Below are 24,660 nucleotides of genomic sequence, written 5' to 3'. Positions count from 1 at the left end.
TGCTAGTCGACTCCTTCAACCATAATATGCTCCGCTTCCTGTTTCCGCAGTGTTAAATCATAATTACGTACCCGAATTTCAATTGGGTCTCCCAGTGGTGCAACTTGTTTAATCACAATCGGAGTTCCCTTTGTCAATCCCATGTCTAATAAGCGACGTTTCACTTCTCTAGTCCCTAGTAGCTTAACCACACGTGAGACTTGTCCAACCGCTAACTGACTAAGCGATACCATTGAGACTTGATTATCGAGCTCTTTCTCGCGAACAACCATATCTCGTGCTACATCGACATCTAAACCAAGCCGTACTCCCTTAAACATAATGATTAGTGGTTGATTTTTTTCTTTTGTTACTATATATAGTGTTGTGCCTTTAACCAGACCCAAATTTTTTAAATGCGTGTCATAGCGTGTATTTCCTTGGTAACCAAGAAACTCATAGGTTTTTCTAGCAACCCCATCACTTAATTTTTCCATCTGCTTACCCCTATCAAAATTATCTAATTCACATAACTAGCGTATTGAAATGATAATCATTCTCAATTATTAAGTTAATTGTACGACGTCAAAGTTTACTCGTCAATCATTAATTGTGAATTTCAGCACGTTAAGTTTTAAGATACTGTGTGTAACTCTTGGGATAACTTTTTAGAACGATTGATATATCAAGCCTAAAGCGCTTTTTCATACTAACTATTGTATGTGGATAACTTAAAAACACTATATATAGTGTTTAGGCATTGACTTTTTTTATATTCAAGTTATACTATTATTTATAGATAACCTACATGAAAAAAGAAATTTAGGAGTGATTAACATGTCAACAATTACTTTATATACAAAAAACAATTGCCCACAATGTACCATGACAAAAAAATTCTTAGCCGATAAAGAGGTTGCATTTAATGAAATTAATATCGATAGCAAACCAGAATATATCGATGATTTGAAAGCAAAAGGTTTCCGTAGCGTACCTGTTATCACAACAGAAGATGCACGTGTAACTATCGTAGGTTTCCGTCCTGACCAATTAAGAACGTTGGCGGTCTAATCATGAAACTAGTCTTTTTTTCTTTAACTGGACAAACGAGACGCTTTATTCAGAAACTAGACTTACCGGCCTACGAAATTGATACGACGAATCCTTTTCATCAAATCAATGAACCTTTTATTTTAGTCGTTCCTACTTATGATGCTGAAGTCACTGAAGTAGTGAACGATTTTATTGAGTTTAAAAACAATCAAAGCTACCTAAAAGGTGTTGCTGGTGGAGGCAACCGAAACTTTGCGGAGCTTTTTATTTTTACCGCGAAAGATATCGCTCGCGATTATCACATTCCATTACTCTTTGAGTTTGAATTTAGCGGAACCGAGCAAGACGTAAATAAATTTAAGAAAGTAGTGAGTGACCTTGAGTCTTAAAAAACTGACAGATGTAACTTATTTTGAATTGAATAATGAGATTAATCGGCCAATTAATGATCAAATTCCTTTGTACAAGGATAAAGAAGCATTAGCGGCCTTTTTTAAGGAAAATGTGGAGCCAAATACACGCCAGTTTGCGTCGATTGAAGACAAAATCAATTATTTGATTGAACAAGATTATATTGAAGAAGAATTTATCAAACGCTATTCAATAGAATTTATTACGTCTCTTTATGAGTACCTAGATGCCCAAAATTTTACTTTCAAATCATTTATGGCAGCATACAAATTTTATTCACAATATGCTCTAAAAAGTAATGATGGAACAGAATATCTTGAACGTTATGAAGACCGTGTAGCATTTAATGCTCTATACTTTGCCAATGGCGATGAAACATTAGCTCGCCAATTAGCTGAAGAAATGATTTACCAACGTTATCAACCGGCGACACCATCATTCTTAAACGCTGGACGTAAACGTCGTGGAGAACTAGTATCCTGTTTCTTAGTCCAAGTCACTGATGACATGAATAGTATCGGTCGCTCAATTAATAGTGCCTTGCAATTATCACGTATAGGTGGTGGTGTGGGGATTACCCTATCAAATCTGCGTGAAGCTGGTGCACCAATTAAAGGTTTTGAAGGAGCTGCAAGTGGCGTTGTCCCTGTCATGAAATTATTTGAAGATAGCTTTAGTTACAGTAATCAATTAGGCCAACGTCAAGGTGCGGGTGTCGTTTACTTAAATGTCTTCCATCCTGATATTGAACACTTCTTATCAACAAAAAAAGAAAATGCCGACGAAAAAGTCCGCGTCAAAACATTGTCGCTTGGTCTAGTCGTACCAGATAAATTTTACGAATTAGCACGTAAAAATGAAGACATGTATTTATTCAGTCCTTACAGTGTAGAACGTGAATACGGTGTGCCTTTCTCTTATTTGGATATCACAGAAAAATACGATGAATTAGTGGCTAATCCAAATATTCGTAAACAAAAAATTAGTGCGCGTTACTTAGAAAATGAAATCAGTAAACTTCAACAAGAGTCTGGCTACCCATATATCATCAACATTGATACAGCAAACCGTGCCAACCCTGTTTACGGTAAAATTATCATGAGTAACCTGTGTTCAGAAATTTTACAAGTCCAACAACCATCTGCAATCAATGACCGTCAAGAATACGAAGAATTAGGAACAGATATTTCGTGTAACCTAGGGTCAACAAATATTGTTAATTTAATGGACAGCCCGCATTTTGGTCAATCTGTCCGCGTGATGACTCGTGCTTTAACTTCTGTCACTGATGCGTCAAGCATTGATGTGGTACCATCGATTAAAAACGGCAACCAACTGGGTCATACCATTGGATTAGGCGCAATGGGCTTACATACTTATTTTGCGAAAAATCAAATGGCTTATGGTTCAGAAGAATCACTTGATTTTACGAATGTCTACTTTATGCTGCTAAACTATTGGACATTATTTGAAAGTAATCAAATCGCCAAAGAACGTGGTGTGACCTTCCATAACTTTGATAAATCAGATTATGCAAATGGCTCTTACTTTGACAGCTATATTAACGAACCTATTGCACCGACATTTGATAAAGTAGCTGACTTATTTAAAGGTATTGAGATTCCAACCGCAGACGACTGGAAAGCTCTTAAAGAGTCTATCCAAGAATATGGCCTTTACCATCAAAACCGTTTAGCTGTGGCACCTAATGGCTCGATTTCTTATATTAATGATACAAGCGCAAGTATCCACCCAATTACTCGCTTGATTGAAGAACGTCAAGAAAAGAAAATCGGGAAAATTTACTACCCTGCGGCACACTTATCAAATGAGAGTATGCCTTACTACACGTCTGCTTATGATATGGATATGCGTAAAGTCATCGATGTCTATGCTACGGCACAAAAACACGTTGACCAAGGCATGAGTTTAACACTCTTTATGCGCTCAGATATTCCTGAAGGCTTGTACGAATGGAAAACTGATACAACCAAACAAACAACACGTGACCTAAACATCTTGCGTCACTATGCTTTCCATAAAGGAATCAAGTCAATTTACTACATTCGGACATTTACCGACGATTCTGGTGAAATTGGCAGTAACCAATGTGAAAGCTGTGTTATTTAAGGAGGAATAAACTGTGACAAATCGCTATTATGAAGCTATCAACTGGAATGCAGTTGAAGATATTATTGATAAATCAACGTGGGAAAAATTAACAGAACAATTTTGGTTGGATACACGTATCCCCTTGTCGAATGACTTAGACGACTGGCGGACACTATCAGCGGACCAAAAAGAAAATATTGGTTTAGTCTTTGGTGGACTAACCTTACTTGATACGATTCAGTCAGAAAGTGCAATTGAAGCTTTACGAAGTGACGTGCGGACACAACATGAAGAAGCCGTCTTGAATAATATTCAATTTATGGAATCAGTCCATGCGAAAAGCTACTCTTCTATCTTTAGTACCTTGCATACTAAATCGGAAATCGATGAAATTTTTGAGTGGACCAATACTAATCCACATTTACAAAAAAAAGCTAAAATTATTAATGAGATTTATAAAACAGGTACACCTTTACAACGTAAAGTGGCTAACGTGTATTCTGAAACCTTCTTGTTCTATTCTGGTTTCTTTGCACCTCTATATTATTTAGGAAATAATAAATTAGCTAACGTTGCTGAAATTATTAAACTAATCATTCGTGACGAATCCGTTCACGGAACGTATATTGGCTATAAATTTCAATTAGGCTTTAATGAATTACCTGAAAATGAGCAACAAGAATTAAAAGATTGGATGTATGACTTACTTTTCCAACTCTATGAAAATGAAGAATTATATACTGAATTACTTTATGATAAATTAGGTTGGACTGAAGAAGTAAAAACCTTCTTACGTTATAATGCCAATAAAGCCCTAATGAATTTAGGTATGGATCCATTATTCCCAGATACATCCGAGGATGTTAATCCGATTGTTATGAACGGTTTATCGACAGGTACAAGTAACCATGACTTCTTCTCGCAAGTTGGTAACGGCTACCTACTTGGTACAGTTGAAGCCATGAAAAACGATGATTACTTGATTGGTTTAGATGATTAAACTGGTTTAGATTTAATGACTCTATAAAAAAGCTCTAGCTACTACCTTATGTTGTATTTGGTAGTGACTAGAGCTTTTTAAGTGTGATTTCAATGCAAAAATGCGTTAATGTTAAGTTGCACAACTAACAATTCTTTAATGTTTTACCGTTACTAAATCTTTAAGAGTACAAAAACCGTGGACGTGGCTGGGCAGTAAATGAGTTGGTTTTACCGTTACTAAATCTTTAAGAGTACAAAAACTGCTATTGTCATTTTGAGAAAAATTAATCAGTTTTACCGTTACTAAATCTTTAAGAGTACAAAAACCTTTATCAATAAATGGTTTCAATACTTTTAGTTTTACCGTTACTAAATCTTTAAGAGTACAAAAACCTGTACCTAATTTATTACCCGCGCTTTGACGTTTGTTTTACCGTTACTAAATCTTTAAGAGTACAAAAACTTACCGAATTTCTAAAAAACAGGAGGCATAGTTTTACCGTTACTAAATCTTTAAGAGTACAAAAACCATGTTTGCTCTTTTTTTAAAAGTGTAGAAGTTTTACCGTTACTAAATCTTTAAGAGTACAAAAACCAAACTCCTTATTCCAGAGCCAAAAGAAAAGTTTTACCGTTACTAAATCTTTAAGAGTACAAAAACCATGTTTGCTCTTTTTTTAAAAGTGTAGAAGTTTTACCGTTACTAAATCTTTAAGAGTACAAAAACAGACGATGTGACGTTTGTCAAAAAAACCAAGTTTTACCGTTACTAAATCTTTAAGAGTACAAAAACGAAAAAGTCTTAATCAAAGAAAAAATTTTAGTTTTACCGTTACTAAATCTTTAAGAGTACAAAAACATGGATTTACAAGCGGAATAAAAGGTATTGGTTTTACCGTTACTAAATCTTTAAGAGTACAAAAACCAGTGATGAAAAGAACACGCTCACCTTCTGGTTTTACCGTTACTAAATCTTTAAGAGTACAAAAACTGTAATTCCGTCAACAATTTCAATCGGAATGTTTTACCGTTACTAAATCTTTAAGAGTACAAAAACCGAACAGCCCAATACGTTCCTCGTTGAGATGTTTTACCGTTACTAAATCTTTAAGAGTACAAAAACTGATGAACGAAAACAAGTATCAGCTTCACTGTTTTACCGTTACTAAATCTTTAAGAGTACAAAAACGCCAAAACATTTTTTAATTGAGATAATTTTGTTTTACCGTTACTAAATCTTTAAGAGTACAAAAACACAGCTCTGGATAGGATTGTCTTAAAAAACGTTTTACCGTTACTAAATCTTTAAGAGTACAAAAACGTAGCGAAGAGCAGAAGGATAACAACTTTAGTTTTACCGTTACTAAATCTTTAAGAGTACAAAAACAATGGTGTCATCATAAACGATAAACATGTTGTTTTACCGTTACTAAATCTTTAAGAGTACAAAAACGCCAAAACATTTTTTAATTGAGATAATTTTGTTTTACCGTTACTAAATCTTTAAGAGTACAAAAACCGCCCGTACGTGCCGATTGCACCGCCGTAGGTTTTACCGTTACTAAATCTTTAAGAGTACAAAAACATGGGACGGCAAAAGTTGGGTAGAAGTGATGTTTTACCGTTACTAAATCTTTAAGAGTACAAAAACATTGAGTGGTGCTTCGTCGATAATGCAAACGTTTTACCGTTACTAAATCTTTAAGAGTACAAAAACTCTTGATAAAAAATAATGGATAACTATTTTGGTTTTACCGTTACTAAATCTTTAAGAGTACAAAAACACAACCTTTTCTGTCGTCTAACTGATTTTTGGTTTTACCGTTACTAAATCTTTAAGAGTACAAAAACCGTGTCAGGTTGTGGTAGTGGTAAATCAGTGTTTTACCGTTACTAAATCTTTAAGAGTACAAAAACATGGGACGGCAAAAGTTGGGTAGAAGTGATGTTTTACCGTTACTAAATCTTTAAGAGTACAAAAACATTGAGTGGTGCTTCGTCGATAATGCAAACGTTTTACCGTTACTAAATCTTTAAGAGTACAAAAACTCTTGATAAAAAATAATGGATAACTATTTTGGTTTTACCGTTACTAAATCTTTAAGAGTACAAAAACTAATCATCATCTAAAACTATGCGACTATCTAGTTTTACCGTTACTAAATCTTTAAGAGTACAAAAACACAACTATTTTTTTAAAATCTTGTGATATAGTTTTACCGTTACTAAATCTTTAAGAGTACAAAAACCTCAAATGAACGTCTCCAAATAAAATTTTTATACCTACCTACATTAAATACGCTTCTTCTAGTTTAGTCAATACTTTTTTTGGGCTCTTAACTATTATGTCAATACCTAATAGTTTATGTAAGACATTTAATAGAAGTAATTCTTGGTCTTTCAAATAAACTTGTTCTGAGTTCATCACACCAATATACGGCATTAAGCGATACAAACTAGTAATTAGTTCATCATCTGTTAACGTCAAGGTATCTGGATAGTGACGTTCTATAGACGCCCTTAATGTTGTAAAATCTGGTAATTGCTGATACTCTTTATAAATCAATGTTGTCGCTTCAATATCATTACGCCTATAATTTAAGGGACAATACGAATCACTCAAAATAAAGACTGTCAGTAATTCTGTTTTTTGGTTGACTTTAGTCAGGTTTAGTAATAATTTTGCCAGTAAATCCTGGCGTAAAAAAGCTGTTGGTTGACTGATAAAAAGCCATGTTTGTTTAGTTGTACGCTCAATATTTTGCTCAAGTAAGTGACAGTAGTCGTCAATCAAAGCACTCAAATCAATCATTTCAACAGGATAATTCACCCCATCTTCCATTGTTTCCAAACCCATATAAGACTTCATCAATTCCGGATAAGTTAATGGCTTAATAGTTGGGGAAACATTAGTCAGGATATCACGAGTAAGTCGTTGTAGCTTAATTTCTAATGCGAGTAATTGATTGTTCACTTGATCCAAAAGACGCGTCACATCAAAATCCAAAGCACAATTCTGTAAATAATTATAAATCAAACTTGTTTTAAGTAGTTTAAACTCAGTAATAAAACTTTCACGACAATCTAAAAAATGAAACAAGATATCTTTACTTTTTAACGTCTGACCATCTAACCGAATATCAATCCCATCATCACCATAGACCGTTTCTTCAAGTAAAGAAAGATTTTTCCCTTGGTAAAAGCGTTTTAGACCTCGATACAACTTCCACTTAACATCATGATTGGAGCCATAAAGATAGTTAATCGGGTGTTCGGTCAACTCAAGGTAGTGACTATTCTCATATTCAAAAGTAATCGTCATTAGATAATCACCAACTTTTGTGCACCAATAATTTCTTCTTGATGACTTTTTTGACCAACTAGAAAAAGCATGTCATTAAATTGTTTCTCACTAACGTACAGTAAACGAACTTCTCCAGCTGGCGGAACCATCCGTTTTAGGATACTTTCATATTTTTTACCTGCTGAACGATTGGGAACAATACGGTAATAAATCGAATATTGTAACATAATAAAGCCATTCGCTAATAATTCCTTGCGAAATAATCGATAATTTCGTTGATCTACTTTTGTGTCACTTGGTAAATCAAACATACATAAAATTCGCATTTGTTGATACCTCATTTCCTCGCCTCCACAAAATCCTGCAGATTAATTTGATGTAATAATGCCGGATTCTCCTCAGTCATCGCCTTAACAAAGCTAGATACATATTTTTGCATCACTTGGTCTACAGTACTTTTGGTTGTTTTGTAAAACATGGGCTGATTCAAGAAATCAATTAACGTCAGCCGAGCATCATACGTGAGAAACTCACATTGACTCAGTAATTTATAATCAATCCAATAGTCCATCACTGGCCGAAACGGCTCCATTAAATCATCAACTAAATTATAAGCATTGTACTCATTACAATGAAAAACCCCCAACATCGTTAGTAATCCTTGTCCCACTACTAAACGTGCCATTGCTGCACGTAAAATGGCATAGCCATAATTCATTGCCGCATTTTCAAAACAGTCCGTTTCCCGTGTAAATTCTGACCCATACAATGATTTAAAATAAACCTTTGCCACATGACCTTCACGATTCGTTATATCACCAATCTGGAGCTCACTATACAAATCAGTCATTAAATCCAAACGCTCTTGTGTGACGTCTTTAGTTTGTGCAAACACGATTTGATTTAACATTTTTTGACCAACAATTTCTTTCCAAATAACTGCTTTCAATTCCCTAGTCCACAAAGTTTGGCTTAAGGCTCTTTTTGCTGAACGATGATAGCCTCCATAATTCAGTAGTAACCCTGTTGGCAGGTATTTTTGATCACAGATAACAGTTACAATATTATATTTGGATAGTGCTGATAAAATATTAGTCGTCACCGTCATATTGCCTTCTAAAACTAGCATACTAATATCTGCTAAAGGTAATAAATAACAATGTCCTCCTTTCATAATTTCTAAATTATCAAGCTTCAACTTCATACTTTGGCTATCTTTTACATGTACCACACGCCATGTCAACGCTTACACCTCCCTAGATAAAATAAAAACCCACTCCAAAAGGAATGGGAAATTCGGCATAAAGCCTTATTTTTGTAGATTCTTAAAGATCTAGTAACGGTACGAAGCGTCCTTCGTACCTATATATTACTACATATACTTAATTATTGTCAATAATATCTCGTGGATTTTCTCCTTCTTTTTTAACATAAAAAGGATTGCCTAGTACATCAGTGTTGATTTTGTAAAGCAAGTAATTTTTTTTAAGAAATCGCTTGATAAATTGTCCGTTAGGAGTAACCGAACCATAAAAAGACACAACTTCTTTTGAATCAAACTTGGCTTTATCTATTGGTTTTAACTCCACATAACCTTTTTGATTTGGTAGCGTTCGTGACCCAAATAGTAATTCGACTGTTTCATCATTTACTGTATCAATTACTTTGATACGGTCATTGCGATAAAGTGAAAACATGAAACATGATTCAGCAGATACTTTTTCATCTGTCTTAATCTCTTCGTATCGTTCACGCTTAATGCCATACTGACCGCATTTTCCAAATGTTAAATCTGAATATTTAATTCCCATGATTTCATATTCTGATGTTACGTCATTATAGTAAATATCTGTCCGCCATGGTGAGAGTGATTGCAACACGACTTTCTTACCTTTCGTCACATTTTTCGGCGTAATATCAATCTTAGAACCCAACTTCTTATTGTAGTATTTTAGTTGTTTGACTGCGGGACCATTTTGCTTCTTAGAATATTTTTTCACCCATCCATTTTGTCGGCGATACAGTTCAAACGGACTGACCTCCTGACGCTTAACTTTGCCATTAGGTAAACTGACTTCCTCATAATCCGGATATGTCGCAACAATTTGTTCTAATAATTCAAACGTCTTAGGATCAATTCGATACATCATAAATTTTGCTTTGTCTTTTTTATAAGTCTCAACAAATTTTTTATAGCCATCAACGCTATAGATATCTTTAATTTTATCCAATACATAGTCAGCTGGTTGTTTGTCCTTACCCAGTTGTACCTGACGTGTGGAATAAATAGTCGCGTCACTAATTTTACGGTTCATTTTTTTATCAACTTGATGCGTAAACTTGATAGTTGGTGCTAGTTGACGAACATCTTCTAAAAAATGAGTGAATGGTGGCGTGTAGGCTTCTCTTTCAAACGTTTCTTTATCCAAAATCTCACCCGTTGGTTCATCAATGAGGTGCTCGCCAACTTGTTTAGGAATAATTACTGCATTTTCTTTCTTCCAAATGCGTAGCGTTGGTGTGACTGCTATAACTGCCGCATCAATTGCATGATGATGATGCGTATCACGTGTCTTATTAATACTCCAGCGTTTACGCAAAACACTAGTAAACTTTCCACGAACAACCGTCACCTTAGTATCCAACTGATTCCCTTTAACAAATTGTTGTAGTTCATTTAGTACCACACGTGACGCATATCGTGTGTCAACTAAATTACGAGCAATAAACCGCTTGCGAACATCAATATCACTTAACTTCTCAGTAAAGAGTAAGTTTTTCTTTTTAGTATTATCCATCCGCTTATTTTTAGCCACCATTGCTTTTAGACTAGCGAATGATTGCCCATGACCATTTTGCATCATTTCATAAGGTGTACTTTTTCCTTTTTCTTGATTCATGTTAGCAAAACATAATACTTTATTATTCATGCTATCATCAAAAGAGACAGAAATAGGAATAATATGATCTATTTCATAATTATTAGGTGTACTCAAGATGTCTTCAGCTGGCATTGGCTTACCAGAGTATGGGCAAATTCCTTGTTGTTGGTACCATAAACGCATGATTGTTCGAAGTTTTTTATTTTTATATATTTTGTTATTTAACTCAGTCTCACTCACACCTGATAATGATAAAAATTCTAGATAGGCCTTATCTTTTTCTTGTTCATTTTTCTTTTGAAATTCTTTAATTTGTTTTTTCTCATCTTCTTCATTAGTATCACGAGGCATTTCAATCGCAATATATTGAATATTAGGGTATTTCTGATATAACGCATTAAAAATCTTCATAGTTTGTTTGACTGATTTTCTTACCACTGGGTTATACAAATCAGCTAGGATATGTGGCAAATTAATTTGTGTTTCTGTTTCATAAATATTATCTTTTTCCTTAATTAGGCCTAAATCATAGAGTAGCGTCATTTGTTCCTTTGAAGTGACTAACATCTCAGGAATTAACAGTGACATAGTTTTCAATGAAAAACTGTGCCATTTTTGATTACTACTTGTATGAAACCATTGTTTATTTTGAATCATGGTATCAACCAATGATTCTGTTAAAAATGGATACTTTTCTTTAAATTTTTCTGTTGTCAAAGCCCGACGAATTTCCCCATTTTCTGTGTTTAAAGTCAAAATACGTCCTAAATCATCGAGTAATGTCGTTGGCCAAGTAGCAACATCGATTCCTAATTCAGCAAAATTGCGACAAATTTTCCGATAAATCGCAAGCGAATGCCACTCTGGTTTATCGTCACGGTCAATCCGAAACCCTTTGATGTGTGTTTGTTCTGCACCTGTTACCTGACTAATTAAAGCTAACATATTAATCTTTTTCTTGTCTGTTGTTTTCAAATAATGAATAATTTCCTCTTTATGCTCCGTTGTCAGCTTGCCATCCTCTGTCGTATCAATTCGTAAATTATTTAAATCATTTAACAAATTGAATAGCTGTGCTGTATAGGAATTACTTGCCGCACGATATTCGTCTGGAAAAATCTTATCCTTACCGATTAGAATTTCAAATAAATTATCAAGAACAGTACCATCTTTTTTATAAATACCATAATCAGTTGGTGACTTAAGTGAACCCGGACCTTTAAAATATTCACGTTTACGTGTGATTATCTCACTGACTTGCTTGATAAATTCATCTGTTATGTTTGGATAAAATGCTTGTTGTTGCGATAAGATGGTCATCGCTTCATCTCGATAATCAGCAGTTGGAAATACATTCAGTAATGTTCCTTCATCTTCAGTCACAATCTGACCTCGGACTTTCCCTTCATTTTTCAAACGGTTTAATTGAATTTCTCCTGGTGTCAAGCGTTTTAAGAGTGTTTGATTTTTTTGTAAACTTTCCTGATAAGCACTACTATTTTTTCCTGTTTCATCTTCGACATCTTTCAAGTCATAGCTGATTCCACGACGTTTTACTAGATGATAGAGCGCCAATGCTAATTCTTCTTTTGTTAGTTGTTCCGTTAAACCTTTAACACGTAGCTCATAAGGATTTGGATAAATGTGCTGTTTAGTCGGATAAGGGAAACCTGCTTTTTCTAATAAGTCTTTCATATCATGCAAACGCACATTTCTACGGCGAACTAAACGTCGTGATTGTCGAAAACTACGACGTTCAGCATTTCTTTCTGCAGATGCACTGGGAAAAATACTAACACCTGATTCTAAAATTTTGCCATTAGCATTATTTAATACTGCCCATCCAACAGAAGCGATGCCTATATCGAAGCCTAAATTAACACTTATATCTTTTATCATACTTATGAACCTCCAACTGTCTTTTTATTTAATTGTAGCAAATTTATAACTTATCGACACTACTTTTTATAAAAAATAAAAAAAACAAGCTAAGTAAACTATCTTAGCTTGTTCAAAGGTTATTTATTACCTAGTTATTTCATACCGTTGATGAATGGGTTCGTGTGTTTGTTTAATATTAAAAACGACCCGTTTAGAAATCACATAATTGATAATCGCTGCTAAACTTTGCGATAAAATAGTAAACAAAAATTCATTAAGTAACTGTGCATTACCAATGTATCGACTGACTAAAGGATTGGCAAAAAAAACATGATGGTAATTTAATTGTTTTAAATGTAACGCTTTAATCCAGAATCGTTGATATTTTTCTACAAAAATATAAGCAATTCCTAAATCTAGTAAGAAGACCCCGACTCGAGTCAGTAAGAACTCAAAAAATTGTGTGATACTGTGACGCCACCCAACATGGCTATTCTTAAATACGATATACTTATTGGCAAAAAAAGCAAATAACAAGGCAACTACTTGGCCGACAATGACTGGTAATAATACATTAGTTGTCACTTCACGTGTCGTAAAACGCGTAAAGAAATAAATTAGTGTACCTAATACACCAAATACTACATATAATAAAAACTCATTTCGTCTAATCATCTAATTCACCTCAATAAAAAGGGGGCTTAATCTTACGCTTAAGCCCTCCTTTAGAATCTATTTAGTTAAAATAGTGATTGATTTGTTCTAAGGCATTCTCAGAAAAAACCAACGTGCCGTACTCTTCTAAAATATCATCCGTTACAACTGTACTAGTAGCAAACTCGTACATATGAGCCGCTTGGTTAAGTAGCAAATCTTCACGGAAATTATATGTGTCATAAATGACTTGTAGATAGTAGCAATCATTGTATGCATAAACGTTAGTTATCGCATTTGTGACACGTGAATGTTTGGCTAACTCAATTAACGCCTCAAAATCTGGTAACACAAACTTAATGCTGAAAATATCTTCACTATCTTCATCATCGTACTCCGTTAAAAATGGTTGGAAAGCGGCTGATTGATCTTGTGGGTCGCGTTCCTCTAAATCAAAGTTACCATTCATAACATTTCTTGGTAATTTGTCTTGTAGTGCGCGCTTGATGCTTTCATTATTAAAATCAACATCGTTTTGAGAATCCGATAGGTTATTGGTTGCTTTACTAATAAACAACTCGAGTCCATCACGATTTGGTAGTACTTGGAAAGTGACGGCATCAGTCTCATGGAATTGTTCATCAACATCAACTTCCTCTAAAATACTATAGAAAAATCCTTCGATTTGTTTTTGATTGCCTAACAAGTCTAAGAATGTAATACCTCGAGCTTCTAAGTCTTCACTACCAATTGATACTCGAATCGTATTTTCATTTATACGTTCCATCTCCATATCGCTACACCTCTCTTCTAAATTTATCCTTAGCTTTATTGTATAGTAAATTGCTAAAAAGTAAAGTGAATACGTTCGACAAACAAAAAAACAGCATGTGTTTACAAAGAGCATGCTGAATCAATTGTATTCTTTTTGCAATCCTAATAACTTATTAGAGGCCTGCTAGCATTTGAGCATGTTTTAATTCAATTGCACGAACTTCACGTGGCAAGAATCGACGAATTTCATCTTCATTAAAACCGACTTGTAGTCGTTTATCATCAACCATAATTGGTCGACGTAATAATCCTGGGTTCTTTTGGACTAAGTCTAGTAGGTCTGGAAGTGATAATTCATCTAGATCGACGTCCAATTTTTGGAAGACTTTTGAGCGTGTCGAAATAATTTCTTCCGTACCATTTTCAGTCATTCTTAATATTTCTTTAAGCTCGTCCTGAGTTAGAGGCTCAGAAAAGATATTCCGTTCAACAAAAGGAATCTGATGCTCTTGCAACCAGGCTCTTGCTTTCCGACACGACGTACAGCTTGGTGACGTATATAATTTCAACATACAATCACTCCCTTTCAGATATACTAGATAAACAGGAATTTTTTGCTGTCCCTTATCTGTTACTAATTATACTATAACAACTTCATAATTACTACACTTTTTTAAGAGTATTTTTAAATAAACGAACATAAATGAACGTTGATTTTACAAGGTTTGAAAACAGTTACGACTATTCTTAACTAAAATTTTACATTAATTAAAAAAGGTCTATCGCACTATAACAGTTTAAATTTGTGTATTACTATATAAATTTAAAATCTGCATCAGATTAGTGTTTTCCCGTATTATTTCTAGTATAATAGATACTAGTAACTAAAAAGGATGGTAATAAATGATGGAAACTATTTTCTCAGGTATTCAACCCAGTGGTATTCCAACAATTGGAAATTACATTGGGGCAATGAAACAATTCGTTCATCTACAGGAGGACTATCAGTGTTATTTTTGTATTGTAGATGAACACGCAATCACAGTTCCACAAGATCGATTAAAATTGCGCGAACAAATTTTACAGTTAGCGTCATTATATTTAGCTGTTGGACTAGATCCTACGAAAGCTACAATTTTCATTCAATCAGAGATACCTGCTCACGCTGAGGCTTCTTGGATTGTTCAATGTAATACACCTTTAGGTGAATTAGAACGTATGACTCAATTTAAAGATAAATCACAAAAAACTGGTCGCACAAGCGTTAGTGCTGGCCTGTTAACTTACCCACCACTAATGGTTGCGGATATTATTCTTTATAACACTAACTTAGTCCCAGTCGGCGAAGACCAAAAACAACATCTTGAATTAACACGTGACTTCGTTGAACGTTTTAATACACGTTATGCTACGCCAAAACAACCTATTTTAGTCATGCCAGAAGTAAAAATTCCTAAAAAAGATGCTGGCGGTCGCATTATGAGCCTACAAGAACCTACGAAAAAAATGAGTAAATCTGATACAAACAGCAAAGGTTTCATTTCGATGCTTGATGAGCCCTCAAATATCCGTAAGAAAATCAAATCAGCTGTCACTGATTCAAGTGGCGTGATTGAATACGATCCAGAAAATAAACCTGGCATCTCAAATTTACTTGTTATCTATTCAGCGATGTCTGACTTAACAATTGACGAAATTGTTGCAAAATATACTGATAGTAACTATGCAACATTTAAAGCTGATTTAGCGGAAGTGGTGGTTAATGAATTAGAACCCATCCAAACGCGCTACAAAGAACTCCTAGTCTCTGATGAATTACAACAAATCTTAGATGAAGGCGCTGTAGAAGCAAGTAAAGTTGCTAATAAAACACTACAACGCATGAAAAACGCGGTTGGTCTTGGACGTAAACCACGTCGTTAGTAAAATAGTACAGATAGCTAACTACTACTGATACACAATAAAAAAATACGCCATAGATGTTTCTAAAAAAGAAACGTTTATGGCGTATTTTTTTAAATTGGCTTAATAAAGTAAATCAACTAAATCTTCTTTTTCAATATTTCCAAAATATGTTTTAACATCAATCGTATCGACAGCTTCAGTAATAGCTTGCTTATCATACCTAATACCAGTTAAGATCATCTCGATATCGGCAATTTCGCCCATTCCAAAGAAATCCCCAAAAATACGAATTTCTTGAATCAGACCTTGTGATACGTTCATTTTGGCTTCAATCGAACCAATTGGGAATCGTTTGCGACGGACTAAATCAAACTCAGGTGATTTCCCATAATTCCAGTCCCAATTACGATATAATTTATCACTAATGGCATTGATTCGTTCCCAATCATGCTCTGTTAATTTATAAACATTAACGTCATTCATATCCGTTGTATTAAAAATTTTTAAAAGAATTTCTTCCCTAAAGTCTTCTGTTGACATATTTTGATGCGCATCAGCCAAATAAGGACGAATATTTGTTACACGTGAGCGAATTGACTTAATCCCTTTTGATTCAATCTTATCTTTACGAACCTTTAAAGCATTCACAACTTCATTAATGTCACTATCAAACATCAACGTACCATGTGCAAACATGCGACCGTTTGTTGCATACATCGCATTTCCAGAGAATTTTTTGTCGTCAATTACTAAATCATTACGACCTTTTAATTCTGCACCATCAACACCCATATCATGCAATGCATCAATAATTGGTTGAGTGACTTTACCAAAATTACGGAAAGATTCACCATCATCTGGCATAATAAAACTAAAATTCAAATTACCTTCATCATGATACACAGCTCCTCCACCACTTAAACGGCGGACTACATGAATACCTTGTTTTTCGACATATTCCGTATTAATTTCTTCAATCGTATTTTGATTACGCCCGATAATAATCGATGGTTCGTTAATATAAAATAATAAAATCGGTTCATCAACTGGCATCTCTTGAACTAAATAAGTTTCAATAGCTAAATTAATTCGTGGATCAGTTATTCCTTCGTTGGATACAAAAATCATTTGGGTCACTCCTATAATGAAATTTTTAAATGCGTCTTAGCTAATTGGACGTCCACTTGCTCATTAGCCAAATAATCGCATGTTTGTTGCTTTAATAATTCTAAATCTATGTCTTGTCGTAAATGGCTTAAAACCAAGTGTTTCACGTTCGCTTCTTTTGCAATCAGTCCAGTTTCTTTCGAAGTTAAATGCGCTGGATGATGCTCATGACCTTCTAAAAAGTAGGTATCAGTAATCAATAAATCGGCATCTTGGCAAAAAGCTGATAGTTCGTCAAAGTAGCCAGTATCACCAGTAAAGACAAAGATTTTACCTGTTGCTTTTTCAACAATACGCATCGCGTAGCAGACAACTGGATGAACCGTCTTAATAAATGTAATACTGAAAGGACCAACTTCTAACGTGTCATCTTCATGATAACCAATACCTTTTGAAATACCAGGCATCGTTAGTTGTGAGAAGTGCCAATCATCTAGCGTATGTCCGTAAATCGGTAATTCTGGGAGTGCTGTTTTTGGCATTAACTGTCGGTAATATTGTAATACCCCCAAGTCAGCAATATGGTCGTGATGATAATGACTAATTATCACAGCATCTAGTGTGGACGGATCTAAAACTTTTTCTAATTGAATTAATGTACTACTACCAGCATCAAGTAACAAAGAAAAACCGTCTGATTCAATTAAGTAAGATGTGGTACCATCATTTTTATAGGGAAAGCCTCCCCAATAACCTAATACTGTCACATTCATTTGATGTCTACTCCTTTCTGAAACTATCTCTACCTCTACTTTACTTTGATTGCGTAAAATTCACAATTAAATCCACTTAAAACGAGCAAAAAACAAGCATTTTTATTTTTTAAAGCTAGCTGACACACATTTTTGTCTTTTTAAGATGTACTGTCAACTAAGCAATAGGCTCGATGTTTCTACAAAAAATTAGACAATCGAGCCATGATTAATTAACTATTAATAATTTTTTAATTCAGCCACTTTATCAGCATCTAAGCGTTTTACAACTTCAGTTACTAATTTGACTGTATTCAGATAATCATCTTCATGGATAATCGATGTATGTGAATGTAAATAACGTGTCGCAACTGTAATTGCTAATGCTGGTACTCCATCACGTGTAATGTGTTGCATACCTGCGTCTGTTCCCCCACCAGTAATAACAGTATATTGGAAAGGAATCTCTAACTCTTCAGCAACGCTAATCACAAAATCACGTAATTTTTTATGCGGAATCATTGACGCATCGAAAACAATGATTTGTGGGCCTTTTCCTAAAACAGAATCTGCTTCTTTCGGTGTCATTCCCGGTGTATCACCAGCTGTACCTGTATCAAGAGCTAAAGCAATATCTGGATTCACTAAATGTGTACTTGTACGAGCGCCTCTTAAGCCAACTTCTTCTTGGACATTACTACCAGCAAATAAAATATTGGGATGTCCATCTTTAGCTAAGTTTTCAAGTACTTTTAGTGAAACAGCTGTCCCAATTCGATTATCCCACGCTTTCGCTAAAAGATATTTTGAACCATTTAAGCGTTGGTAATTGATAAATGGTGTTACCATATCTCCAGGTTTAATTCCCCAAGCTGATGCTTCCTCAGCACTTGTTGCACCAATATCAATGAACATATCCTTAATATCATAGGGTTGTTTTCGTGCCTCTTGCGATAAAACATGAGGTGGTTTTGAACCAATAACTCCATGGATTTCTTTTCCCGAACCCGTTGTGATTGTCACTTGTTGGGCAAGCATGACTTGACCCCACCAACCACCTAAGGTTTGAAATTCAATAAATCCTTTTTCTGTAATTTTAGTGACCATAAAACCAACTTCATCCATATGACCTGCGATTAAAACTTTGGGTCCTTCTTTATCTCCAATGTGCCGAGCATTAATTCCGCCTAAACCATCATATACAATTTTATCTGCATATGGTTCAGCATATTTTTTAAAAATCGCTCGTACTTGGTCTTCATTTCCAGGTACACCGTTTGCGTCGGTTAATTCTTTTAAAAATAACTCATCTTTTTCTTGTAACATGGTTTTTCCACCTCGTTAATTTTATTATTGATTGAATCTATCATACCATTATTTCTTATTATTTTGCGCGTTTTTTTCGCTTTTGATAAAGGATACTTCCCAAGCTACCGATAATAATTATCCCAGAAATTATACTCCCCACAATTAGTGGTTTTGATACATACATCATCTCAATTTGATGACTACCTTTACCTAAGGGAACTCCCATAAAATCGCCTAGTACTCTGATTGGAGCGACCTGTTCTTGATCAACTGTAATTTGCCAGTTATCATCATAAGGAATCGCTAGATATAAAAGTTGTTGACCTTTTGCTACATCAATTTCACCAGACAGTCTGCCATTTTCTGCTTGCGTTAATTCTAATTTCTGTTGCTTCACCTTCGATACTAGCTGGTTAAAATCACTCTCATCTAAAGTACTTAACTGCATATTAGCAATCTGACTTGGCTCAGTTGTTTTAAAGGTTAACTCGATATCTTCATTGGCTCTATAATGCCCTAAATTAAACAATTGATTGGTTGAAATATATTGAAATGATTTAAACCGCTCACCATTGATTGAAAAGTCATTAATATTTTTCCAAGCAGCATGTGGAAAATAAAGATAGACAATCCCTTCATGCGTTGTTCGACCTTTAATTACGACAGAATCTTGTTTGATAGATTCTTTGATTTCTGTTAATTCATGAAAGAAAGGTGTATTTTTAGGATAAATTAACTGCATAATATTCTCTTGATTAGTTAGTACCTTATTTTTTTCAAATGCTAAGTCCTCCAAAGAATCGTCAGTAACAAAGCCCATTCCGACTGCTTCTATATTTTCATACACACGCATATCATACTTTTTCTCTAACAATTTCTTTTGTTCCATATCATTGGGCACTATTGTGTACGCTACATTGAGTAATAAATTGGCTAACTGAGATTCATCAACATATGAAAAACGTCGATCATTTTTAGCATAAAGTCCCAAATCAACGAGTGCATCTTGCGTTGTTGCGTTTAAAGTGGATGTGTAGCTGGATACTCCAGGATACCCAAATAGCATAGGATTATTATAACCATTCATCACTTCTTGGTAACCATTATTCTGTTCAGGTAGACGATGATTCAATCGGGTAATTGTTTTCGTTTGCCCTAGTATATATTGAATCACCTCATTTTGTTGCTTATACATGTCCGCGTATTCTTGTTGATTACCAAAAGGGGTACCTTTTAATGACACCCATAAATTCCCCCCTAATTCAAGGGCAACACATAACAACAAAATAAATTGAAATTGTCGCTTCATTCGCATTGAACCAACAATAATTAAAAAGACAAATAACCAAACAATAATTAATGATATAATATAATAACGATTTGATACTAGATATTCTTTATTAGAATCTAGATTTAAAAATAATTGCCCTAAACTTAATAGAAATGAATAAACTAATCCAGATAGTATTATTTTTTGTTTAATCAAATTTTTATTTTGCTCATATCTTGCATAAAGACTTGTTTCATACGCCAATTTAATCAAGACAAAGCTAAAGATAAATGAATTTCTATAAGGAAACCCTGCCGGGCTCTGAAACATGTGCCATATTGTATTAAACATTTCAAAAAAGAAACTACAATAAATAAATAGTAATAAAATAATCATAGCTGCTTTCTTCTTCCTAGGGATATTAGGTAAGAAGAAGTATACAAATGCCAATAACCATACTAATATTCCTGAATAAATCATTGGTAAATGATCCAAACGAATATTAAAATTAAGTGTACCTACGGCCATCTGTGATAGAGCCTCTAAACCGAATCGAGGTACAAGAAGAAAATCATCTACATGAAAGTTGGATTTCCCAGTTTGTAGCATTCCATATAATGCGGGTATAAGCATAAAACTTGTCGCTAATCCAGTTAATAACGATACTAAAAAGAATTGCTTCCAATCAGATAATAGTTGCCGAATACGATGCGTTTTTTTAAACGTATTATGATTATAGTAATATAAATAGACACTATAGCCCACTGAAAAAATACAAATCATATATCCTAAATAATAATTAGTTACAATAGACAAAAATAAAGTTATAGCATATACACCGTACTGTTGGCTATGCCACAATCGTTCAATTCCCAACACTAAAATCGGAAAAATAATCAAGACATCTAACCACATAAAATTATATAAGTATATTACAACAAATCCACATAAACTATAAGATAATGCAAATATCTGAGTCAATAAATCACTTTGATTATAATGCTTATCTAAATAAGTATACATTGTCAAACTCATAAGTGATATTTTTAAAATAATTAGGCATGAAATAGCCACAGGGATTTGATCGTTTGAAAATAATAGAATAATAAAGTTTAGAGGAGACATTAAATAATAGGCACTTAACGCCTCCATTGTTCCACCAATACCATTCGAGAAAGAATATAAACTTTTACCAAAATCACCTGTTAAAAAAAAACGTTTGAATTCTGCTAAAAAGGGGTAATACTGAGTTCCCAAATCACTAACAAGTAAATTACGGTTACCAAACGGAGTAATATCTAAAATAAAAAATACCACCATTAGAACAATAAATGGTAACAGCAAACTTAAACCATACCCTTTCAACTTATTTCTAATTTTAACTGCTAACATATGTCTACCACCTTCATTGATAATGATCTATTTTCACCTTGTCTTGTACCATACGATATGCACTGTGAGATGTCATAACATAAAATAAAAAATACAATACAATTAATATTCCCCATAAACTACGTGTCAATGTCATGTCTACTACTGGTATGATTATATAAACCCAATTTAACATAAACAACATTAGGAAAAAAGCAATCCCCATGGGAATAAAAAAGATGACAGCATTTTCTTTATAAATATTTTTTCGTATCAAAGAAAGTGATACACCTAATTTTATAAGTGTACTATAACGTTCCTGTTGCTTTTCAATCATTGAAAACTGTTTAAACATCATCATACTAATTGTTGATAGCCAAAATAAAAGAGCCAAAAATATAGTAGCATATATGATAAACTGTCTCTTTTGTTCCAATACAGTAGTATAAGGTTGCTTCATTCCCACCTTCATACGAGTTTTTTCACTTGATTTTACTGGTTGATCAAAATCTAAAATTTTATCATATTCAGAGATACTTTTACCAATATGGTGAAACCCATTGGACAGCAGCTTTATCTCTGGCGATTCAATATCAAAAACCTCATTAACTGCTTCTACTATTTTTTTAGCCGTTTTACTTTCTGAAATATTTATCCAATAATAAGAATATTCTTGTTCTTTACTAATGCTATTATATAACTGGTCACTAACTAATAGTAATTTTTTACTTTGACGGATATCATCCTCATTTCCTAATCTATCTTGATATACTCCAAGTAAATTAACGGAACCAAATTCATCAATTGTTGCCTTTTTTGAATAGCTGATTGTTAAATCGATATTCGTTTGGTTCATTTGAATAAACATATAAACATCATTCTTTTTGTGTGTCTTTAACTTTCTTAATGATGGCTTCATTTTCCTTGCTTCATTATATTCTGATTGACTAATTATATCAAAATTCATGTGCTTTGGCATTTTTATATCTTCTAAAATAACATCAAAATTTGCTGTTACTGGCTTCAGCATCATGCGTGCTGTTTGTTTAGGAGTAACACCATTTTTGACGAGAATTTCTGAAAATTTTCCATACTCATCTGATGACACAGCAAAATCAACGTCATGTGCATGATCTGTCAAATCGACTGAATAGGTGAAATATAAACTTGCTAATGTCACTGTTGCTAACGATACAAGTAAAAAAAGGTAATAACAATCAAATTTTTAGCATGACTAGAAAATTGATGAGTAAACTGACCAACTGTCACTAAATTTAAATCTTTATAATACCATCTTTTATTTTTTTTAAACAAATATATTAAGATAGGAATCACATTATAATAAAATAAGCACATTCCTCCTATACCTAATAGCACAATCATACTGATACCAAAATAAAATCCCACACGAGCATTCAGATAAACGCGACCAATCATCATTAACACATTAAAATACATGACTCCAACCATCAGCAATAAAAACATCACGATGCTTAATAAACCAAATAAATATTCTTTTATTCCAACTTTACAACTAGAACTATTACCTTTATCTGAATAGAATAGTTGCATTAATGGATAACGGTAGATTGTCGATGCATATCTTAGTGACACAATAAGGAATATACCTATAAAAACTAAGGATGTCTTTATTATTGAGTAACTTGAATAAATAATATGTCCAGCTCCATCAACAACCATAAATTTCAGTAAAATCATCGAAAATAATTTAGAAAAGAAAATACCACTAACTAACCCCACACCTAATGAAATACCACCAATGATCATATTTTCAATAAAAAAACATGAGCAATTTGGCGCTTTCTCATACCTAACAGACTATACAATCCAATTTCATTCTTCCTTTTCTCTATAAAAAATGAATTAGCATTAAAAATAAAAATCAAAACAAAAATAGTAATTAAAGTAGTTGCAGTTTGTAAACCTATATCAATCCGAAAATCCGCAGCAATTGATTTTACCAAGCTATAATCATTACTAATACCTACAAAAATATAATAAACAAGGACTGAAAATGCCATACTAAAGCAATACATAAAGTAAGAATATTTTTGAGACTTCACATTTTGGTATGCTAATTTAAACAACGTCATTACCTACACCACCACCTATCACTGTTTGCATATCCATAATTTTCTTGAAGAATTCTCTTCTAGATCCACTACGATTAATTTCAGAAAATAAAATACCATCTTTAATGAATAAAATACGTGAGCAATAACTAGCAGCAAAAGCATCATGTGTCACCATCATAATTGTTGTTAATTTTTCTTCATTTAGATAAGATAAATATTTTAATAACTCGGCAGCTGATTTTGAATCCAATGCACCTGTTGGTTCGTCTGCTAAAACTAAGGACGGTTGTGTAATAACTGCTCTGGCAGCAGTCGCGCGCTGTTTTTGACCAACAGAAATATCGGATGGATATTTTTCTAAAAACTCCTCTAAATTTAGTATTTTAGACACGCTTGTCAGTCGTGTCTCCATCTCTCGAATTGGAATACGTTCAATTGCTAAAGGTAGCAAAATATTATCTTTAATTGATATTGTGTTAAGTAAATTAAAATTTTGGAAAATGAACCCTAACTCATTTCTACGAAATTCACTCGTTTCTTTTTCCGTCATCTTTGTAACATCTTTATCGTTAATAATAACAGAACCTAATGTCGCATGATCGATAGTAGCCAAAATATTTAATAGCGTTGTTTTTCCAGCACCGCTTGGCCCCATTATCCCCACAAATTCCCCTTTATTTATTTTAAATGAAATATTTTTTAAGACATAATGACTATTATTTTTTTTTCCATATACTTTAATTAATTGATCAACTTTCACTACCATATACGTCAATCTCCTTTCTAACGTACAATTATTGATTCTATCATAACAAATTTT

21 protein-coding genes and 1 CRISPR repeat array are annotated in these 24,660 nt (G+C 33.7%); of the genes, 5 read left to right on the top strand and 16 right to left on the bottom strand.

Annotated elements, in window-relative coordinates; genetic code table 11:
- Nucleotides 1-2 precede the first annotated feature (2 nt).
- A complete protein-coding gene (locus BW732_RS08575; protein ID WP_077276362.1) occupies nucleotides 3-476 on the bottom strand; it encodes a FeoA family protein in 474 nt (157 codons plus the stop codon).
- Between the two features lie 340 nt (nucleotides 477-816).
- Between BW732_RS08575 and nrdH the strand changes: the two genes are divergently transcribed.
- Genes nrdH through nrdF form a run of 4 tightly spaced genes read left to right on the top strand, consistent with a single transcriptional unit; the run spans nucleotide 817 to nucleotide 4,555 of the window.
- On the top strand, nucleotides 817-1,050 hold the full coding sequence (nrdH, locus tag BW732_RS08570) for a glutaredoxin-like protein NrdH (protein ID WP_077276361.1): 234 nt from the start codon (nucleotides 817-819) through the stop codon (nucleotides 1,048-1,050).
- Nucleotides 1,051-1,052: 2 nt separating this feature from the next.
- Nucleotides 1,053-1,421: a class Ib ribonucleoside-diphosphate reductase assembly flavoprotein NrdI gene (nrdI, locus tag BW732_RS08565; RefSeq protein WP_077276360.1), complete on the top strand. Its 369-nt coding sequence runs from the start codon at nucleotides 1,053-1,055 to the stop codon at nucleotides 1,419-1,421.
- Nucleotides 1,411-3,573 carry a class 1b ribonucleoside-diphosphate reductase subunit alpha gene (nrdE, locus tag BW732_RS08560; protein WP_077276896.1) on the top strand — a complete coding sequence of 721 codons (2,163 nt, stop codon included), beginning with the start codon at nucleotides 1,411-1,413 and terminating at the stop codon, nucleotides 3,571-3,573. Before nrdI ends, nrdE begins: the two co-directional genes overlap by 11 nt.
- Before the next feature lie 13 nt (nucleotides 3,574-3,586).
- On the top strand, nucleotides 3,587-4,555 hold the full coding sequence (gene nrdF, locus BW732_RS08555) for a class 1b ribonucleoside-diphosphate reductase subunit beta (protein WP_077276359.1): 969 nt from the start codon (nucleotides 3,587-3,589) through the stop codon (nucleotides 4,553-4,555).
- A 140-nt stretch (nucleotides 4,556-4,695) separates the two neighbouring features.
- A CRISPR array of direct repeats spans nucleotides 4,696-6,785; the repeat unit is 36 nt; unit sequence GTTTTACCGTTACTAAATCTTTAAGAGTACAAAAAC.
- Between the two features lie 38 nt (nucleotides 6,786-6,823).
- Here the strand turns inward: nrdF and BW732_RS08550 are convergent.
- The 7 genes from BW732_RS08550 to spxA form a co-directional block, all read right to left on the bottom strand.
- Nucleotides 6,824-7,858: a P-loop NTPase family protein gene (locus BW732_RS08550; RefSeq protein WP_077276358.1), complete on the bottom strand. Its 1,035-nt coding sequence runs from the start codon at nucleotides 7,856-7,858 to the stop codon at nucleotides 6,824-6,826.
- Nucleotides 7,858-8,181 (bottom strand): CRISPR-associated endonuclease Cas2, encoded by a 324-nt coding sequence (gene cas2, locus BW732_RS08545; protein WP_228414928.1) that lies wholly within the window; start codon nucleotides 8,179-8,181, stop codon nucleotides 7,858-7,860. The genes BW732_RS08550 and cas2 overlap by 1 nt, the downstream gene beginning before the upstream one ends.
- Nucleotides 8,178-9,083 carry a type II CRISPR-associated endonuclease Cas1 gene (cas1, locus tag BW732_RS08540; protein WP_077276357.1) on the bottom strand — a complete coding sequence of 302 codons (906 nt, stop codon included), beginning with the start codon at nucleotides 9,081-9,083 and terminating at the stop codon, nucleotides 8,178-8,180. The genes cas2 and cas1 overlap by 4 nt, the downstream gene beginning before the upstream one ends.
- A 139-nt stretch (nucleotides 9,084-9,222) precedes the next feature.
- Complete coding sequence (cas9, locus tag BW732_RS08535; RefSeq protein ID WP_077276356.1) at nucleotides 9,223-12,621, bottom strand: type II CRISPR RNA-guided endonuclease Cas9; 3,399 nt, start codon at nucleotides 12,619-12,621, stop codon at nucleotides 9,223-9,225.
- Between the two features lie 126 nt (nucleotides 12,622-12,747).
- Nucleotides 12,748-13,278, bottom strand: coding sequence for a GtrA family protein (locus BW732_RS08530; RefSeq protein ID WP_077276355.1), 531 nt, complete (start codon nucleotides 13,276-13,278; stop codon nucleotides 12,748-12,750).
- A 61-nt stretch (nucleotides 13,279-13,339) separates the two neighbouring features.
- Nucleotides 13,340-14,050 (bottom strand): adaptor protein MecA, encoded by a 711-nt coding sequence (locus BW732_RS08525; protein ID WP_077276354.1) that lies wholly within the window; start codon nucleotides 14,048-14,050, stop codon nucleotides 13,340-13,342.
- A gap of 154 nt (nucleotides 14,051-14,204) precedes the next feature.
- Complete coding sequence (spxA, locus tag BW732_RS08520; protein ID WP_077276353.1) at nucleotides 14,205-14,603, bottom strand: transcriptional regulator SpxA; 399 nt, start codon at nucleotides 14,601-14,603, stop codon at nucleotides 14,205-14,207.
- Nucleotides 14,604-14,937: 334 nt separating this feature from the next.
- Here spxA and trpS point away from each other — a divergent pair, with 334 nt between their 5' ends.
- Nucleotides 14,938-15,954 carry a tryptophan--tRNA ligase gene (gene trpS, locus BW732_RS08515; protein ID WP_077276894.1) on the top strand — a complete coding sequence of 339 codons (1,017 nt, stop codon included), beginning with the start codon at nucleotides 14,938-14,940 and terminating at the stop codon, nucleotides 15,952-15,954.
- Nucleotides 15,955-16,056: 102 nt separating this feature from the next.
- Here the strand turns inward: trpS and BW732_RS08510 are convergent, their stop codons facing one another.
- The 8 genes from BW732_RS08510 to BW732_RS08475 all read right to left on the bottom strand — a co-directional run bounded on the left by BW732_RS08510 (nucleotide 16,057) and on the right by BW732_RS08475 (nucleotide 24,606).
- Nucleotides 16,057-17,064, bottom strand: a complete 1,008-nt coding sequence (locus tag BW732_RS08510) for a lipoate--protein ligase (protein WP_077276352.1) — start codon at nucleotides 17,062-17,064, stop codon at nucleotides 16,057-16,059.
- An 11-nt stretch (nucleotides 17,065-17,075) separates the two neighbouring features.
- Nucleotides 17,076-17,816: an MBL fold metallo-hydrolase gene (locus tag BW732_RS08505; protein ID WP_077276351.1), complete on the bottom strand. Its 741-nt coding sequence runs from the start codon at nucleotides 17,814-17,816 to the stop codon at nucleotides 17,076-17,078.
- A 219-nt stretch (nucleotides 17,817-18,035) separates the two neighbouring features.
- Nucleotides 18,036-19,121: a M42 family metallopeptidase gene (locus BW732_RS08500; RefSeq protein ID WP_077276350.1), complete on the bottom strand. Its 1,086-nt coding sequence runs from the start codon at nucleotides 19,119-19,121 to the stop codon at nucleotides 18,036-18,038.
- A gap of 58 nt (nucleotides 19,122-19,179) precedes the next feature.
- Nucleotides 19,180-21,765, bottom strand: a complete 2,586-nt coding sequence (locus tag BW732_RS08495; protein WP_077276349.1) for a YfhO family protein — start codon at nucleotides 21,763-21,765, stop codon at nucleotides 19,180-19,182.
- 13 nt (nucleotides 21,766-21,778) lie between these two features.
- The gene (locus BW732_RS08490; RefSeq protein ID WP_152023782.1) at nucleotides 21,779-22,924 is read right to left on the bottom strand and encodes an ABC transporter permease; all 1,146 of its coding nucleotides are present in this window, start codon (nucleotides 22,922-22,924) and stop codon (nucleotides 21,779-21,781) included.
- 5 nt (nucleotides 22,925-22,929) lie between these two features.
- Complete coding sequence (locus BW732_RS08485) at nucleotides 22,930-23,505, bottom strand: hypothetical protein (RefSeq protein WP_152023781.1); 576 nt, start codon at nucleotides 23,503-23,505, stop codon at nucleotides 22,930-22,932.
- A gap of 23 nt (nucleotides 23,506-23,528) precedes the next feature.
- Nucleotides 23,529-23,858 (bottom strand): FtsX-like permease family protein, encoded by a 330-nt coding sequence (locus BW732_RS08480; RefSeq protein ID WP_077276346.1) that lies wholly within the window; start codon nucleotides 23,856-23,858, stop codon nucleotides 23,529-23,531.
- Nucleotides 23,845-24,606 carry an ABC transporter ATP-binding protein gene (locus BW732_RS08475; RefSeq protein ID WP_077276345.1) on the bottom strand — a complete coding sequence of 254 codons (762 nt, stop codon included), beginning with the start codon at nucleotides 24,604-24,606 and terminating at the stop codon, nucleotides 23,845-23,847. Before BW732_RS08475 ends, BW732_RS08480 begins: the two co-directional genes overlap by 14 nt.
- Between the last annotated feature and the right edge of the window lie 54 nt (nucleotides 24,607-24,660).

It is taken from the genome of Vagococcus penaei (assembly GCF_001998885.1).
GTDB classification, from domain to species: domain Bacteria; phylum Bacillota; class Bacilli; order Lactobacillales; family Vagococcaceae; genus Vagococcus; species Vagococcus penaei.
The sequence above is the reverse complement of the archived record's forward strand: the minus strand, read 5'-3'. Positions and strand labels throughout refer to the sequence as shown.

Coding starts and splice junctions, on each gene's coding strand:
- BW732_RS08575 (WP_077276362.1), bottom strand. CDS start 476: ATGGAAAAATTAAGTGATGGGGTTGCTAGAAAAACCTATGAGTTTCTT.
- nrdH (WP_077276361.1), top strand. CDS start 817: ATGTCAACAATTACTTTATATACAAAAAACAATTGCCCACAATGTACC.
- nrdI (WP_077276360.1), top strand. CDS start 1,053: ATGAAACTAGTCTTTTTTTCTTTAACTGGACAAACGAGACGCTTTATT.
- BW732_RS08550 (WP_077276358.1), bottom strand. CDS start 7,858: ATGACGATTACTTTTGAATATGAGAATAGTCACTACCTTGAGTTGACC.
- cas2 (WP_228414928.1), bottom strand. CDS start 8,181: ATGAGGTATCAACAAATGCGAATTTTATGTATGTTTGATTTACCAAGT.
- cas9 (WP_077276356.1), bottom strand. CDS start 12,621: ATGATAAAAGATATAAGTGTTAATTTAGGCTTCGATATAGGCATCGCT.
- BW732_RS08530 (WP_077276355.1), bottom strand. CDS start 13,278: ATGATTAGACGAAATGAGTTTTTATTATATGTAGTATTTGGTGTATTA.
- BW732_RS08525 (WP_077276354.1), bottom strand. CDS start 14,050: ATGGAGATGGAACGTATAAATGAAAATACGATTCGAGTATCAATTGGT.
- spxA (WP_077276353.1), bottom strand. CDS start 14,603: ATGTTGAAATTATATACGTCACCAAGCTGTACGTCGTGTCGGAAAGCA.
- trpS (WP_077276894.1), top strand. CDS start 14,938: ATGGAAACTATTTTCTCAGGTATTCAACCCAGTGGTATTCCAACAATT.
- BW732_RS08510 (WP_077276352.1), bottom strand. CDS start 17,064: ATGATTTTTGTATCCAACGAAGGAATAACTGATCCACGAATTAATTTA.
- BW732_RS08505 (WP_077276351.1), bottom strand. CDS start 17,816: ATGAATGTGACAGTATTAGGTTATTGGGGAGGCTTTCCCTATAAAAAT.
- BW732_RS08500 (WP_077276350.1), bottom strand. CDS start 19,121: ATGTTACAAGAAAAAGATGAGTTATTTTTAAAAGAATTAACCGACGCA.
- BW732_RS08495 (WP_077276349.1), bottom strand. CDS start 21,765: ATGTTAGCAGTTAAAATTAGAAATAAGTTGAAAGGGTATGGTTTAAGT.
- BW732_RS08480 (WP_077276346.1), bottom strand. CDS start 23,858: ATGACGTTGTTTAAATTAGCATACCAAAATGTGAAGTCTCAAAAATAT.
- BW732_RS08475 (WP_077276345.1), bottom strand. CDS start 24,606: ATGGTAGTGAAAGTTGATCAATTAATTAAAGTATATGGAAAAAAAAAT.